Raw genomic sequence first — 14,989 nt, forward strand, 5'->3', positions numbered from 1 at the left:
GTCGGCGTTGCGGCACCGGATGCGCCTTCGCCGGTAATGTCGCTGACGGACCGCGGCGCCCGACCTCCCCCGGCGCCAGAGAGCAAGGAGACCCATGTCCTCCTCCCCCGTCGACGCACCGGCCGCTCCGGCCGCCACGCTCGCTCCGCGCCTGGTCGCGGAGGGCCTCGGCACGTTCCTGCTCGTGGCGGCCGCGATGGGCACCGCCCTGTTCGCGTCCAGCCACTTCACCGATCCGGGCGCGCAGGGCTCGGTCTACCTCGCCGTGGCGCTCGCCGTCGGCCTGTCGGTGCTCGTCGGCGTGTACGCCTTCGGGCCGATCTCGGGCGGGCATTTCAACCCCGCCGTCACGCTCGGCGCCGCCGCCGCGGGACGGATCGCATGGCGCGATGCCGGCCCGTACATCGTCGCGCAGTGCGTCGGCGGCGTCGTCGCATCGACGGTCCTGACCCTGATCGGCACCTTCGGCCCGGACGGCTGGCTGCCCCGGGCGCAGGACGCGGGCTTCGCCAGCAACGGCTGGGGCGCGCTCTCCCCCGGCGGCTTCGGGGTGTGGGCGGCGATCATCGCCGAGGTCGTGTTCACGGCGCTGTTCCTCTTCGTGATCCTCGGCGTCACGCATCCGACGCGCGGCACGCCCTTCGCGGGCGTCGCGATCGGGCTGACCCTGACGCTCGGCGTGCTGGCGACCCTGCCGATCGACAACGCGTCGCTGAACCCCGCGCGCTCGCTGGCCACGGCGATCTATGGAGGGATCGCCCCTCTGGCACAGCTGTGGGTGTTCCTGATCTTCCCCGTCCTCGGCGCGCTGATCGCCGGGTTCACGTACCGCGCGCTGTTCGACCAGCCGAACCCCGCCGCGAAGGACTGACCGCGAGAGAGGCTCGCCGGCGCGGGGGCGCTCCTCAGCCGGCCACGAGCGTCGGCGTCCCGGCCTCGAACTCGGTGAGGTCTCCGCTCTCGCCCCTGCGCTGCGCGCGGCGGCCCACGATCAGCATGTAGGCGAGGAAGACCGCGAGCGCCAGCGCGCCGATCCCGATCTTCACGGGCCACGGCAGACCCCAGCCGGTCACGAACCCCTCGACCATGCCGGAGAGCCCGAGCGCGAAGACGAGCCCGATGGCGACGGTGCCGAGCGATCTCCCTGCCGACGCGAGCGCCTCGCCGCGGGTGCGCTCCCCCGGCACGAGCCAGGCCCAGAAGATGTGCAGTCCCGCCGCCGCCGCGACGAAGATGCAGGTGAGCTCGAGCATGCCGTGCGGCAGCAGGTAGAGCACCACGACGTCGCCGCGTCCGAAGGCGAACATGACGCCGACCGCGAGACCGACGTTCACCGCGTTCTGCAGGAGGACCATGACGGGCCAGATGCCGGTCACCCCGAGCAGCACGCACTGCGCCGCGATCCAGGCGTTCTTCGACCACACCAGTCCCGCGAACTCGGCCGCGGGATTCTCGGTGTAGTAGTCGGTGAAGGCGTGCTCGGTGTAGTACTGCAGGTCGGCCTTGGATCCGAGCGCGGCGACGAGAGCCGGATCCGAGGCGATCCAGATCGCGACCCCCGCGATCACGGCGAGGCTCGCGAGCGCGATCACGAGGGTGGTCCAGCGCAGTCGGTACAGCGCGGCGGGAAGCTGCAGGGCGAAGAAGCGCGCGATCTGCCGGAGGACGTTGTCGCCCTGCCCCGTCAGCCGCAGTCGCGCCCTGGCGAGGATCGTGGAGACGTGCGCGCTCTGCGGCGAGGAGCCCACCGAGCTGCGCAGGTCGGCGAGGTCCGCCGAGGCCGCGCGGTAGCGCGTGATGAGCTCGTCCACCCCTGCGCCGTCGAGCGGCTGCCGGCTGAGCTCGTCCAGGCGCGCCCACTCACGGTTCCTGGCATCGGCGAGCGCGTCGGCATCCACGTGTTTTACTGTACCCATGTCGGATGCCAGCGCCTCGAACGCCGTCGGCGCCGCTCACTCGTACGCGGCCCTCGACGGCGACGACGAGGTGCTGTCCGGCGAGGCGGTCGCGATCGAGGTCCAGCCGGTCGGCCTCTTCTTCCGCACGCTCGGCGCGCTGATCGACGCCGTCCTGAGCATCGCGGTCTTCGTCGCGTACATCGCCGTGCGCTACTGGATGCTGGGCGCTTTCGGCGATCCAGCGCTGGACGGGATCCTCTCCGTGCTGGCCCTGGTCACCGCGTTCCTGATCGTGCCCTGCACGATCGAGACCATCACCCACGGCCGCAGTCTGGGCAAGCTCGCGGTGGGCGGAAGGATCGTGCGGATCGACGGCGGCGCGGCCGGCTTCCGGCACGCCCTCATCCGCGCCCTGATCGGCGTGTTCGAGACCTATCTGACGTTCGGCGCGGTGGCCTTCCTCACCGCGGCCTTCACCGCGCGCTCGCAGCGCCTGGGCGACCTCGTGGCGGGCACGTACAGCCAGAAGGTGCGCACACCGCGCCTGGTCGCACGGGTGCTCGTGATGCCGCCGGGGCTCGAGTCGTGGGCGGTGATCGCCGACGTCGCGCGCATGCCCGACCGGCTCGCGCGGCGGATCTCGCAATTCCTGGACAGCACGCCGCAGCTGCTGCCGGCCGCCAGGGCGCGGATCGCGCACGACCTGCTGACCGAGGCGTCCGCCTACATCTCGCCGGTGCCCGCCGCTCCCCCGGAGGCCGTGCTCGTCGCGGCGACGGTGCTGCGCCGCGAGCGGGAGCGGAGGGCGCTGGCCCTCGCCGACGCCCGCGTGCAGCGCCTCAGCGGCGTCGACGTCGGCGTGTGATCAGGCCTGCCGGTCCCTGAGCGAGCGCAGCGGGACGAAGGGTCAGGCCTGCAGGGTCTCGTGCCGGACGACGATCCAGCCCGACGGCACCGAGAGGCGCTCGGCGTGGATCGCGCACAGGTCGTGCGCGTGCGGGTCGTTCTCGGCGCCGAGCGGTCCGAGTGCCGCCATCTGATCGCCGTAGTCGTAGGTGAGGGTCGCCACGGCCTCGCGTGCGCAGCCCACCTTGGAGCAGAGTCGTCCGTACATCCCTCTCAGGCTAGGCGCCCTGCTCCGCGGATGCCGGAGGCCGCGCGCACGACCGCCGGATCCGCCTCCCGCCGCACAGCGTCCCCGTGACGCCTAGACTGGCGGCATGCGCCGTGCCCGCCCCTCCCGCCGCGCGGTCGCCCCGCGTCGTGGCGACCGGCACGGTCGGCACGGCCGCCTGGGCCGCAGCTCGGTCGTGCGGCCGCCGCTCCCGCCCCTCGACGGACGGCTCGACTCCTTCGACCTGCACGTCGGATCGGCCGTCGAGCTGCTGCGCTCGATGTGGCCGGATCTGCGCCCCGTGCGCATCGAGATCGCCGCGATGCCCACCCACTCGGATCCGGACGGGCTGCCGCGCTGGCTCGTGGACACCCAGGCGCAGCGGATCGTCCTGTTCCGCGTGCCCATCGAGCGGCTGCTCGAGCCCGGTCACGACGACGCGTCGCACCGTCGGGTCGCGATCGAGGGCGCCGTGTTCCGCGCCGCCGCGCAGTACATCGGACGCGAGCCGTGGGAGATGGATCCGCGCGGCTTCGACACCGACGAGTGACGCGTCCGGCGCTTCCGCGCCTGTGCCCTCCGGCCCTCAGCGCTGGTAGACCGTGATCGGGGCCGCCGCGGCGTCCGTCGCCCAGACCGGGTATCCCGCGAGCAGGCCGATGCCCGAATAGACCACCGCGGCGCGGACGGCTCCCGGCGACGAGAGCGTGTACGTCGTCGAGGGGCTGAGGGCGACCGTCGCCGCACCATCCGGCTGCAGTGCGACCCGCTGGGTCGCCCCGCCCTGGATCGGCGTGAGCTCGACGGTGGCGGTCTGGGACGACGCGTTCTGAAGATGCAGCTGCGGCGCCGGTCCATCGGCGACCGCGAAGGCCGTGGTCCCGGTCAGGACCGGGGCGGGCGTCATCCACGCGAAGTCGGATCCCTTGGCGGTTCCCGTGGTCTGCCAGGCCGCGGCGACCACCGGGGTGCTCGCCTTCACGTCGATCGCGTACAGTCCCGGCTTGAGCGCGGAGAAGTTGACGGATCCGACCTGACCCGCGGTGAGCTTCACCGTCTTCGGATCGCCGGCCTTGCTGCCGTCGGCGGCGTTGCGGGGCTGCAGCGTCACGGTCGCGTCGGCCTCCGGAGCGAGCAGGCGCACGGCGGTGGAGGCGTTGTCGTCGTCGTTCGAGCCGACCAGGGCACGCACGCCCAGCAGCGAGAAGTCCTTCTGCGGCTGCGCGATCGCGTCCTGCACGTCGATGCCGACCGGATCCAGGGTGCGGATCAGGCTCGACTGCAGCGCCGCGCGCACCGGGGCGCCGCTCGACGTCACCTTGACGACCGGGCTGCTCTCCCCCGCGGATCCGGCGACGAGCGGCACCGTGGACTGGGTCCGCGCAGGCACGACGATCTCCGACGAATGCGACCCGCCCGTCGAGCCGTACTCGGTGAAGGTCACGGTCGCCGTGACCGCCCCCGGGTTCGCGATCAGCAGGATGTCGCTCGACCCGGTCGTCCCTGCGCCGCCCACGATCCAGGACTCCATGCTGGGCGGACGGCACGCGGATGCCGCGAAGCCGGAGAGGTCGTCTGCGGAGACCGTCACGGACTGGGCCGCGGCGACGAGCGGAGGCTGCCTGTCCCGCGGGGAGGCCGTGAACCCCGGCGCGACACTGGTGCCGACCACGTCCGACATGCCGAGCTCGGTCGAGGTCAGATCCGCGCCATCGGCGGCGCCGCTCACGACCTTCGGCGTGCCGGCGACGCTGAGCTGGGAGGCCTGGGTCGCGTCGCGCCCGAGCGCGAGGAAGGACCCTGCGCAGCTGAGCAGCGTATCGCCCGGGACGGGCTTCACGGTCGTGTGCGCCGGTGCGCTCGCGATCGTCGGCCAGGCCGCGGGGACCGCGATGACCGCGCCCGCGACGCAGGCGGCCGAGACCACGATGCCGGCCGTGAGCCGGGCGCCGGTGGCGACGAGACGGACAGAGGTCCTGCTGCTCATGCGTCTGCCTCCTTCGCGGGCGTGGATGCGGTCTCGACGGGTGCGGATCCCGGATCCTGAGGATCGGATCCGTCCCCGGGATCGGGACGGGGTTCATGGCGATCCTGTTCTGGGCCCGCGGGATCCGGGACGGCGTCCACGACGTCCTGACCGGGTGCGGGGTCCGCGGGTTCGCCCTCGACCGGCTCTGCCGCGGTCTCCGTCGCACTCGCCTCGTGCGCGGCAGGGGCCGCGTCGGGCGTCACCGGGGCCGCGTCGGGCTCGGCCGGAGCCGCGTCGGGCTCGGCCGGAACCGTGTCGGGCGCCGCCTCCCGTCCCTCCTCGGCGGTGGCCTCGGCGGTGACCGGAGCTTCGGCCTCGATCCCGGCGCCGGACACCGTCCCGGCACCGGACGGGGCGGCATCCGCGGTCGCGGCCGCGACGGCGGGCACCACGACGGATGCGGGCGCCGGCTTGCGCTTCTTCGAGGCGCGCGGGGGGCGCTCGCGTGCGGGCTTGACCGGCCGCGGGGCCCGCTCCGGCAGCACGCCGACCGCGCGGGGGACCGCACGAGCGGCCCGGCGCGACGCCCGGGTCGGAATCGAGAGCAGGAGGGCGGCAAGCAGCACGATCAGCTCGATCGTCACCACCAACTGCGCCGTGGCGCGCTGTCCGACGCTGAGCCCTTCGCGGGCCGCCGGCTCCGCGTCCATGCGCCACAGCACGCCGCGGGCCGTCTCGCCGACGCGCACGAACCCTGCACGCTGGTCCAGGGCGGTCGCGGACTGCAGTCGCAGCGCGCGCTCCGCCGAGGTCTCCTTATCGGATCCCGCCTGCAGCAGGACGAAGCGCACGCCGAGCGCGCCGAGCGCCTTCGGCGCGTCGAACTGTCGCGCGGAGACGAGGTCGACCGTCAGCTCGGAGTAGTCCTTGCCCGGCACGGAGGTCGCGGTGTTGATGATCGTGGACTGCGCGCCGAGCGTGGCGCTCGCCCCCCAGACGACCGTGCTGGCGAGCGCGCCGTCCGGCTGTGCGCTGAGCACGAGGGTGCCGAGCTCGCGATCGGCGCGGGCCTGCGCGCTCACGTAGGCGGGCAGCGTGGTCAGGTCGCCTCGCTGGATGGTCGCGGTCCCCGCGACGAAGGACACGGCGGTCGGCACCGCGCACACCACGACGCCGGCGGCGGCGATGAGCGCAGCCGCGCCGCGCAGGGCCGGGCGGGTGATCGCGCAGTCCAGGGTCACGAGCGCTCCGCCCAGCACGCCGATCCAGGCGAGGCTCAGCCCGGTGCCGGGCCAGAGCGGCACGGCCTGCGACTGGGCGAACGCGACCGTGACACCGACCGCGGCGAGCGCGGTGGCGAGGCCGGAGGCGGCGACGAGGAGGGATCCGATCCCGACGATCCAGCGGCGCGTGATCGTGGAGACCAGGGCGAGCAGAGCGAGCGGGGAGGCCAGCCAGAGCACCCAGGAGGCGTCCTTCGTGCCCAGGAGACCGGGCCAGCCGGCCTGGTCCATGGTCGGCAGGCCGGCGAGCAGCGACAGGCGTCCTGCCGCATCCGCGGCCGCCTGCGGCGCGACGACGATCGCGCCGGGATCCGACAGCAGTGCCCACAGGGTTCCGTGCGCGGCGTGCCAGATCGCGAGCGGGGCGAACACGACGACCGCGGGCACCAGCACCCAGACCATGCGCACGGCGCCGCGCACCGAGCGGCGCGCGAGCAGCCACACGATGGCGATGAGCCAGAGCAGCACGAATGCGGGGGCGAGCGAGGGCGCGCAGGCCAGCGCGGCGGCGGTCAGCAGAGAAGCCGCCCCTGCTGCACCCCAGGAGCGCTGGGCGACGAGCGCCGTGTGGAACACCCACGGCAGCAGCAGGTGCAGCAGCACCGCAGCGGGGCGGCCCTCGGCGAGACCGATCAGGAAGGTGGGCGCGAGCGCCCAGATCACACCGGCGAGGATGCGCAGTCCCGGCTTGTCGGTGATACGGGTGGCGGCGAACCAGCCGCCGAGGAGGGCGAGCGGCAGAGCCGCGACCCAGAGCAGCAGCAGCGCGTAGGACGGCGATCCCGGCCAGAGCGAGCCGAGCAGGGCCAGCACGCCCGAGAACGGATCCGCGGGTCCTGCGACGCCGACCCCGAAGCCGCGCTGTCCGTAGGCGGCATCGCGCCACAGTGCTGCGACGGTCTCCCGCAGCGGCAGCAGCGCGCCACCGCCGAGCGCGGGCCAGGCCAGCAGCGAGGCGAACAGGGCGACGCCCGCCACCAGTGCGGCGAGCACGGCCCAGGCGCCGCCGCCGGAGAAGAATCCGAGGTCCTCGTGCACGCCGGCCTCGGTGCCGTGGCCGTCGTCGAGGCGCTGGCGGAGCTGCGCGCGGGTGACCCGGAGCGGCGCGATGCTGGCCCAGCTCGCGCTGCGGTCGGCGTGGATCGCCCGGCGGGAGCGCGCGACGGCGGATCCCGAGACCATGGCGACGCCGGCCGCGCCCCACTCCGGAAGCACGGCCGCGGGGCGCTTGCCGGTCAGATGCGTGATCGAGCGCCAGAGCGCGAGCGGCAGCAGGGAGAGCCAGTGCAACGGCACCACGGCGGCGGGAGCGTAGCTCAGGCGCCGGTGCAGCTGCGCGCGGCGCCGGGCGAAGGCGTCCGCGGCGGTGCCCTCCGCCTCTGCGCCGTCGTCGACGACGATCCGCGCGCCGGCGGCGAGCACGAGGCGTCCGCCGGCGAGGCGCGCGCGGATGCCGAGGTCGAGCCCCTCATCGCGTCCGCCCAGACCGGCATCGGGGCGCAGTCCGCGGCCGGCGCGCAGGAGCAGACCGCGCGCATCGGCGCCGAGCGCGTCGTCCATCCCGTCGTGCTGGCCCTGGTCGAGCTCCCCGCGGGCGGGGTCGACGGCGCGGCCGAGACGGGTCATGCTCTGCCCGAACGACACGAGGCGGTGCTCGTCGAGGGCGCTGATCAGCTTGGGCGCGGCGATCGACGCCGCGGGTGAACGCTCGAGGGCCCCGGCGAGCTGCGCGAGAGCGGCGGGAGCGGGCGCGCAGTCCTCCGTGAGGATCCACAGCGCCGCGTCGTCGGCGATGCGCGGGAGTGCGAGGGCGACCGCCGCGGCGAGCGTCGTGGAGGCCCTGGTCTCGATCACCGCTTCCGCGGCCTCGGCGACGCGGGCGCTGGCCCGGAGCGCGCTCGAGGAACCGCACGCGACGATCGTCAGCGCATCCGGCCGGCGCGTCTGCGCGGCGAGCGCATCGAGGGCGCGCAGCAGGCGCGCGAGGGAGGTCGCACCCGGACGGGCGACGAGGACGGCGTGTACTCGGGCAGACATGACGGGGTCAGCCTAAGCGGGTCATCGCCGGCAGGCGGGCTGGGACGCGGGCGCGTCCCGGTTTTCCCGGCGTACGCATTGCTCGGATCACCCGACGGCACTCCCCTGGCATCGCTGGCCTGTCGAAGTGCGGTCGCCGATCCTGCGGACGTGCGTCAGCCGGCGCGGCGCTTGAGCTTGCGGCGCTCGCGCTCGGAGAGACCGCCCCAGATCCCGAAGCGCTCGTCGTTGTTCAGCGCGTACTCGAGGCATTCGCCGCGCACGTCGCAGGAGGTGCAGATGCGCTTGGCATCGCGGGTCGAGCCACCCTTCTCCGGGAAGAAGGCCTCTGGATCGGTCTGCGCGCACAGCGCGTCGCTCTGCCACGCGAGTGCGTTGTCGTCGCCCTCGGTCGGGCGACGGACGCCCGGCACCCCCAACTGGACCGGATCAACGAACCAGTCGTCGGGAACGTCTGAACGGTATGCCGTCATGTCGCCCTCTCCCTCGTATCCCCCCGGGTGCCCCGCGGGCCGCGTTGCACTACTAATTACACCCGTGTCATTCGCCCTGGTCAAGTCGCGGATCGTAAACCCTCAAGCAGGCGTTGAACGTTCTTCGCCGCCTCCGGCGTGTCGCGCCGGCGTGTCGGGGACCCGGCCGCGCTCCCGAGGTCACAGGGCGCGGGCGGTACTCTGAACCCGATGGCGCAGCACTCCAGACTCTCCACGGCCCCTCCGCCGAGCGCTCCGGCGCGCGAGTCCACCGGACATCTCTTCCTGCGGGCGCACATCGTGCTGCTGCTCTTCTGCGTGTTCGCGCACACCGCGATCTTCAACCTGCTCGGCGTGGACGGCGCCGGCGTCGTGCTGGGCGTGCTGCTCGTCGGCACGCTCGGGCTCGCGATCCCCCGCATCGCACTGGCCAGGCCCGCACGATTCCCGTGGCGCCGGATGCCGTGGACGGCCCTCGGGTACACGGCGCTGGCGCTGCTGTCGGTCTTCTGGTCGGGATGGCCGTGGGCGACCCTGCTCACCTGGACCCTGCAGGCGGCGATCACGCTCGTCGCCCTGTTCATCGCCTTCACGCTGAGCTGGCACGAGATCGTGCGCGCGCTCTCGAGCGCACTGAAGTGGATCCTGGGGCTCTCGCTGCTGCTCGAGCTGTGGGTCGCGCTCGTGCTGCGCCACCCGCTGCTGCCCTTCTTCTCGGATCTGCCCGCGGGCAAGCCGGATCCGCACTGGTACTGGGTGCGCGGCGACCTGTTCGACGGCGGCCGCGTGCAGGGCATCGTCGGCAACTCGAACACGCTCGGGATCCTCTGCGCCTTCGCGCTCGTCGTGTTCGCGCTGCTCTACGCGCAGGGAGCGCGGCGCAGGCCCGCCCTGCTCGTGTGGATCGTGCTCGCCGCGTTCTTCTTCCTCCGGGCGGGATCCGCGACGGCGTACGCGTCGTTCGCGGTCGGCGCGCTCGTGCTCGTCGCGGCCCTCCTCATGCGCCGCACGCGCACACCGCGCGGGCGCACGCGGATGTACGCGCTGTTCGCGGCGGTCGCCGTGGCGGGGGCGGTGGTCGCGTGGTTCGCCCGCAACGCGCTCTTCGGCGCCCTGGGCAAGTCCTCCGACCTCACAGGGCGCCTCGAGATCTGGCGCAAGGTCTGGACGAGGGCGGTGCAGCACCCGGTCTTCGGCAACGGATTCTCGTCGCCGTGGGTTCCCTGGGACCCGGCGTTCCACGACTGGATCATCGACCACCGGATCACGGTGTTCATGGCGCACAATATGTGGCTCGACGTGTTCCTGCAGCTGGGCGTCATCGGCGTGCTGCTCATCGCGATCGCCTTCGTCGCGTTCGCGTGGCGCGCCTGGTTCTTCGCCGTCGACCGCCCCCGCTGGGACCTCGTGCAGGACCGCCCCTATGCCGCGCTCTCGCTGCTGCCCACGGTGCTCGTCGCGATGCTCCTCGTGCTGGGGCTCGCCGAATCGACGCCGATCATGCTGTGGGGCTGGATGCTGCTGATCCTGCTCTCGTTCAAGATGAAGATCTCGCCGTTCGTGGGCTCCGGCCCCGGCGAGGGCGCGCCGCCGCAGTCGCGCCGGCGGACGGCATGACCACTCCCCGCCGGCGCCTGGCGAGGACGCTCGCCTCGGTCGAGATGGCCCGCGCCTACTCGGCCTGCGCGCTGCTGAGCGTGTTCGGGTCGTTCGCGATCGCCGCGTTCACCTCGTCGGCGACCCTCAACACGATCATCGCCGTGCTCTGCGTGATCGGGGTCGGGATCCTCTGGGTGCGTCGCGAGGAGCTCAGCCCGCTCCGGCTCGCGCCGTCGACGCTGCTCGCGTTCCTCGCCTGGACGCTCGCGAGCACGGTCTGGTCGACCGCGTCCGCCGCCTCTCTGAAGGCGTGGGCCGCCCTCGCCGGATACGCGGTGATCGCGGTCGTCGTCGGGCACATCAGAGACACCCTGCAGACCGTGCGGGCGCTGGGGGACGCGCTGCGCATCCTGCTCGGCGCATCGCTGATCGCCGAGATCATGAGCGGGATCCTGCTGGACATGCCGTTCCACTTCCTCGGCATCCAGGGCGAGCTCGCCGCCGGAGGTCCGATCCAGGGTCTCTTCGGGACGCGCAACATGCTCGGATTCGTGGCGGTCATCGCCGTCATCACCTTCGTCGTCGAGTGGCGCGCGCAATCGCTCTCGGCGGCGGTCGCGATCCCGTCGGTCGTGGTCGCGGGCTTCCTGGCGCTCTTCTCCGCCTCCCCCACCGTGCTCGTGCTCGCGGCGGCCGTGGGCGCGGCGAGCGTCGCGCTGGTGATCGTGCGCCAGGCGCCCGCCGCCCGCAGGCGCCCGCTGCAATGGGCGATCGGCGGGGTCGTCCTCGCGGTGCTCATCGCGATCGCGATCTTCCGCAGCCGGGTGATCGCCCTGCTCGACGCGGGCAGCGACTTCAACATCCGGGTCGAACTGTGGAGCAACCTCCTCACCTACGTGCAGCAGCGCCCCGTACAGGGATGGGGCTGGTTCGGCCTCTGGAGCGACGCGCTCTACCCGTTCAACTCGATCAACTACTTCACCAACGACCACCACGGCAGTGCGCTCAACGCGTTCTTCGACACCCTGCTCCAGGTCGGCGCGGGAGGCCTCCTGCTGTTCTGCCTGCTCGGCGGCGTCGCCCTCGTGCGCTCCTGGCTGGTGGCGAGCGTGCGCCGCTCGGTCGTGTACGCCTGGACGCCCCTCGTGCTCGTCACCCTCGCGGTCGATTCGATGTTCGAGAGCTTCACGCTCGTCAACGCCGGCTGGTTCCTGCTCGTGCTGTGCGCCCTGCGCGCCGGCCAGTCCCGGTCCTGGCGGGAGAACATCGACGCCGTGCAGACCAGCTCGACGCCGCTGCCGGACCGCTGACCTCCGCCCCGCCGCGAGCGGGCTGCGAGGCGCGCGCACGCGTTCGCAGGGTTGCACGGGCTTCCGCGGGTAGGCTGAAGGCCTCCCCTTCACCCTCTCTGGAGCGACATCCGTGACCCCTGACCGCCAGAACGGCGCCGCCGGCTTCGACCCGGCCACCGCGACGATCGTCGTCGTCACCTACAACCGCTCGCATCTGCTGCAGGGCCTGCTGGACAGCATCGTGCAGATGGACCCGAAGCCGGGACGTGTCGTCATCATCGACAACGCGTCCTCGGACGACACCACGGACGTCGTCGACTCCTACCGCTCCCGGATCGGCACGGAGATCGTGTACCGGCGGCTGGAGACCAACACGGGCGGATCCGGCGGCTTCAGCGAGGGCATGCGCACCGCGTACGAGCTCGGATCCGAGTGGATCTGGATGATGGACGACGACGTCGAGGTGCTGCCCGACGGCCTGGCCCGCATGGGCGCGTGGGCGCCGCGGTTCAAGAGCATCCAGGGCCGCCGCTACGACTACGACGGCAGCGCCTTCTACTGGCAGTACCGGATCGCCGAGCGCATGGGCATCCCGATCCCGTTCGCCCCGGCCGGCTTCGACGCCACCGGGTTCAAGCCGATGAACAGCGGCTGCTTCGAGGGCATGTTCATCCACCGCTCGATCGTCAAGGAGATCGGTCTCCCGGACCCGCGGTTCTTCATCTACTGGGACGACCAGATGTACGGCTGGCTCGCCTCCCGGCGCACCCAGGCCGTCATCGTCGACGAATTCGTGCTGCGACGCACGCGCGAGATCAAGCAGTGGGACATGGGCATCCGCCACATGAACGCGTCGAGCAACGCCTACCGGTACTACATCATGCGCAACCGCGCCTACCTGAAGCAGTACTACCGCGTGCACCACGTCTACAACCCGGCGCTGTTCGGCCTCGGCACCGCGATGACCTTCGCCAAGGAGCTCATCCGCCTGGTGTTCGTCGAGCGGACCGTGCGCGGCACGAGCAATCTGTTCCGCGGACTGCGCGACGGCGGCCGGATCGGCCGCGATCGCAGCTGGCGCCCGATGCCCGCCCTGGAGGACTGAGGACTCATGAGCGATCAGAAGCCGGAGGCCGTCTGGGTCTTCCCCGACGAGCCGAAGAAGCGCGGCGGCCGCATCGCCCTCATCATCGGGCTGGTGGTGGCGGCGCTCGTGGTCGCGGCCGTCGTCGTCCTGTTCCTGATCCCCCGCGGCGACGGCGTCCCGACCCCGAGCGCGAGCCCGACGGCGTCGAAGACGGCGACCCCGAAGCCCACTGCTTCGCCCTCGCCCTCGTCGACGGCTGTTCCGACCGACCTCCCGACGGCGCCGGTGACGACGCCGCCCCCGGTCCCGGATCCCTCCATCGACGCGTTCCGAGGACAGGTGCAGCCCCGGCTGGACGACGCGTCCACCGGCCTCGAGCTGGTGCAGGGCCAGAGCGGCGACGCCGCGGTGCAGGTCGTCGACTCGCTGCAGAACGACGCGCAGAACCTGGCGAGCCAGCCCGCTCCGGGCTCGATCGCGACGCAGTGGGGTGAGGCGGTGAACGCCTACGCCGCCAAGCTGCAGTCGCTGCGCTCGGCGTATTCCGGCGGCTCCGACCCGTCCGGCGCGCTCGGCGACACCAAGGCCGCACTCGGCCAGCTGCGTTCGCTCGTCGGACTCTGATCGGACGCAAGGCCGTGCTCGGTCCCGACCGCGGTCGGGACCGAGGTCAGGAGTTGTCGCCGTTGTAGCGGTCGAGCACCTCGTCGATCGGCGCGTCCAGCACGAGCCCGCCCTTGTTCAGGTACAGGCCGCGCGTGCAGAACCGGCGCAGGTCCTTCTCGTTGTGTGAGACGAAGAACAGCGTGCGACCTTCGGCGAGGAGCTCGTCGATGCGCTGATAGCACTTGTCCCGGAACGCCTTGTCCCCCACCGCGAGCACCTCGTCGACGAGCAGGATCGGCTCCTCGAGCTGGGACACGACGGAGAACGCCAGGCGCACCTTCATGCCGTTCGAGAGGTGCTTGTAGGGGGTGTCCTGGAACTTCTCCAGTTCGGCGAAGTCGATGATGTCGTCATAGCGCGCGGTGACCTCGGCGCGGCCCATCCCGTGCAGGCCCGCGGTCAGTCGCACGTTCTCACGCACGGTGAGGTCTCCCACGAAACCGCCCGTGAGCTCGATCAGCGGCGCCACGCCGCCGTGCACGCGCACCTGCCCCTCATCCGCGAGGAGGACGCCGGCGACGAGCTTCAGGAGCGTCGACTTTCCCTGGCCGTTCCGGCCCACCACGCCGATCGCCTCGCCCTGTCGCACGCGGAAGGAGACATCGCGCAGCGCCCAGAACTCGCCGGGGCGGTTGCGCCGCTTCTTGCCCGCGAACAGATCCTTGAAACTGCGCCGGCCGCGCCGGCCGAGCCGGAATCGGACGCCGAGACCGTCGACCTCGATCGCGGACTGCTGCTCGGTCATCACAGCTCCTTCAGCACGTCGCGCTCGAGCGAGCGGAAGGTGAACAGTCCGAGGACGAGGAAGATCACCGTCACGATGGCGCCGATGATGACGGGCTCCGGCTGCCACTGCCCCGGGAACAGCCCGACGCGGTAGAGCGTGAAGATCCCCGACAGCGGGTTCAGCGCACCGATGATGTGCAACTGGTGCGGCAGGTCCTTGAAGCCGTAGATGATGGGAGACACGTAGAACAGCGCGCGCAGGATCAGCGCGGTCGTGCGCTCCAGGTCCGCCCAGAGCACGCACAGCGGCGCGACGAGCAGTCCGAGGCCGATCAGCAGCACGGTCTGCCAGATCATGGCGACGGGGAACAGCAGCAGCGACCAGTTCGGCTTCGCGCCGGCGAACACCGCGAAGAGGACGAGCACGGGGATCGCGAACGCGAACTCCATCCCCTTGGTCAGGATGACGCGGATCACCCAGATCGACCGCGGGATCGCCGTCGAGCGGATCAGGCGCGCATCCTTCTTGAACGCACGGGTGAACTCCCCCACCGCCGTGTTGAACCACACCCAGGGCAGCAGCGCGACGATGAGGAACACGATGTACGGCTGCTCCCCCACCTGACCGCGGTGGAACACCTGCGTGAACACGAACCAGTAGATCGCGCTCATGACGAGCGGATCCAGCACCGACCAGAGATAGCCCAGCACGCTCGTCGCGTAGCGCACGCGCAGGTCGCGCGCGGACAGCAGCCACAGCGAGTGGAAGTAGCGCCGGGGCGTTCCGGGTGCGCCGGCCGTCGTGTGACTCACGGTTTCGAGTCTAGGCGGCGGCGATGACCATC

Annotated in this window: 14 protein-coding genes; 7 read left to right on the forward strand and 7 right to left on the reverse strand. The window is 72.0% G+C overall.

Going from position 1 to position 14,989, the window contains the following annotated elements; all coding sequences use genetic code 11:
- Positions 1-94: 94 nt before the first annotated feature.
- Complete coding sequence (locus tag ACIPY5_RS04905) at positions 95-871, forward strand: aquaporin (RefSeq protein WP_309357154.1); 777 nt, start codon at positions 95-97, stop codon at positions 869-871.
- Positions 872-905: 34 nt separating this feature from the next.
- Here the strand turns inward: ACIPY5_RS04905 and ACIPY5_RS04910 are convergent, their stop codons facing one another.
- Positions 906-1,898: a stage II sporulation protein M gene (locus ACIPY5_RS04910; RefSeq protein WP_400967369.1), complete on the reverse strand. Its 993-nt coding sequence runs from the start codon at positions 1,896-1,898 to the stop codon at positions 906-908.
- Positions 1,899-1,914: 16 nt separating this feature from the next.
- On the opposite strand from ACIPY5_RS04910, the gene ACIPY5_RS04915 reads away from it, so the two are divergent.
- Entirely contained in the window at positions 1,915-2,763 is an 849-nt protein-coding gene (locus ACIPY5_RS04915; protein WP_309357152.1) for an RDD family protein, read from the forward strand.
- A 42-nt stretch (positions 2,764-2,805) separates the two neighbouring features.
- On the opposite strand, the gene ACIPY5_RS04920 is transcribed toward ACIPY5_RS04915, so the two are convergent.
- Positions 2,806-3,012, reverse strand: coding sequence for a DUF3499 family protein (locus ACIPY5_RS04920; RefSeq protein ID WP_309357151.1), 207 nt, complete (start codon positions 3,010-3,012; stop codon positions 2,806-2,808).
- A gap of 106 nt (positions 3,013-3,118) precedes the next feature.
- On the opposite strand from ACIPY5_RS04920, the gene ACIPY5_RS04925 reads away from it, so the two are divergent.
- Positions 3,119-3,562, forward strand: a complete 444-nt coding sequence (locus ACIPY5_RS04925; protein ID WP_400967373.1) for a hypothetical protein — start codon at positions 3,119-3,121, stop codon at positions 3,560-3,562.
- Between the two features lie 36 nt (positions 3,563-3,598).
- On the opposite strand, the gene ACIPY5_RS04930 is transcribed toward ACIPY5_RS04925, so the two are convergent.
- From ACIPY5_RS04930 to ACIPY5_RS04940, 3 genes are all read right to left on the reverse strand, one after another.
- On the reverse strand, positions 3,599-4,999 hold the full coding sequence (locus ACIPY5_RS04930) for a DUF5719 family protein (RefSeq protein ID WP_400967376.1): 1,401 nt from the start codon (positions 4,997-4,999) through the stop codon (positions 3,599-3,601).
- Positions 4,996-8,301, reverse strand: coding sequence for a glycosyl transferase (locus ACIPY5_RS04935; protein ID WP_400967378.1), 3,306 nt, complete (start codon positions 8,299-8,301; stop codon positions 4,996-4,998). The genes ACIPY5_RS04930 and ACIPY5_RS04935 overlap by 4 nt, the downstream gene beginning before the upstream one ends.
- Positions 8,302-8,456: 155 nt before the next feature.
- Positions 8,457-8,774 carry a WhiB family transcriptional regulator gene (locus ACIPY5_RS04940; RefSeq protein WP_292718093.1) on the reverse strand — a complete coding sequence of 106 codons (318 nt, stop codon included), beginning with the start codon at positions 8,772-8,774 and terminating at the stop codon, positions 8,457-8,459.
- Positions 8,775-8,984: 210 nt separating this feature from the next.
- Between ACIPY5_RS04940 and ACIPY5_RS04945 the strand changes: the two genes are divergently transcribed.
- From ACIPY5_RS04945 to ACIPY5_RS04960, 4 genes are all read left to right on the forward strand, one after another.
- A complete protein-coding gene (locus tag ACIPY5_RS04945) occupies positions 8,985-10,391 on the forward strand; it encodes an O-antigen ligase family protein (protein WP_400967382.1) in 1,407 nt (468 codons plus the stop codon).
- A complete protein-coding gene (locus ACIPY5_RS04950) occupies positions 10,388-11,683 on the forward strand; it encodes an O-antigen ligase family protein (protein ID WP_400967385.1) in 1,296 nt (431 codons plus the stop codon). Before ACIPY5_RS04945 ends, ACIPY5_RS04950 begins: the two co-directional genes overlap by 4 nt.
- A gap of 112 nt (positions 11,684-11,795) precedes the next feature.
- Positions 11,796-12,770: a glycosyltransferase family 2 protein gene (locus tag ACIPY5_RS04955; RefSeq protein WP_309357143.1), complete on the forward strand. Its 975-nt coding sequence runs from the start codon at positions 11,796-11,798 to the stop codon at positions 12,768-12,770.
- Positions 12,771-12,776: 6 nt separating this feature from the next.
- Positions 12,777-13,376: a hypothetical protein gene (locus ACIPY5_RS04960; RefSeq protein ID WP_400967388.1), complete on the forward strand. Its 600-nt coding sequence runs from the start codon at positions 12,777-12,779 to the stop codon at positions 13,374-13,376.
- Positions 13,377-13,422: 46 nt separating this feature from the next.
- Here the strand turns inward: ACIPY5_RS04960 and ACIPY5_RS04965 are convergent, their stop codons facing one another.
- Together ACIPY5_RS04965 and ACIPY5_RS04970 are read right to left on the reverse strand one after the other, a co-directional pair.
- Positions 13,423-14,163, reverse strand: a complete 741-nt coding sequence (locus ACIPY5_RS04965; protein ID WP_400967391.1) for an ABC transporter ATP-binding protein — start codon at positions 14,161-14,163, stop codon at positions 13,423-13,425.
- Entirely contained in the window at positions 14,163-14,957 is a 795-nt protein-coding gene (locus tag ACIPY5_RS04970) for an ABC transporter permease (RefSeq protein WP_309357140.1), read from the reverse strand. The genes ACIPY5_RS04965 and ACIPY5_RS04970 overlap by 1 nt, the downstream gene beginning before the upstream one ends.
- Positions 14,958-14,989 lie beyond the last annotated feature (32 nt).

The sequence above is a fragment of the Microbacterium sp. NPDC089698 genome, assembly GCF_044749045.1.
Taxonomy (GTDB): domain Bacteria; phylum Actinomycetota; class Actinomycetes; order Actinomycetales; family Microbacteriaceae; genus Microbacterium.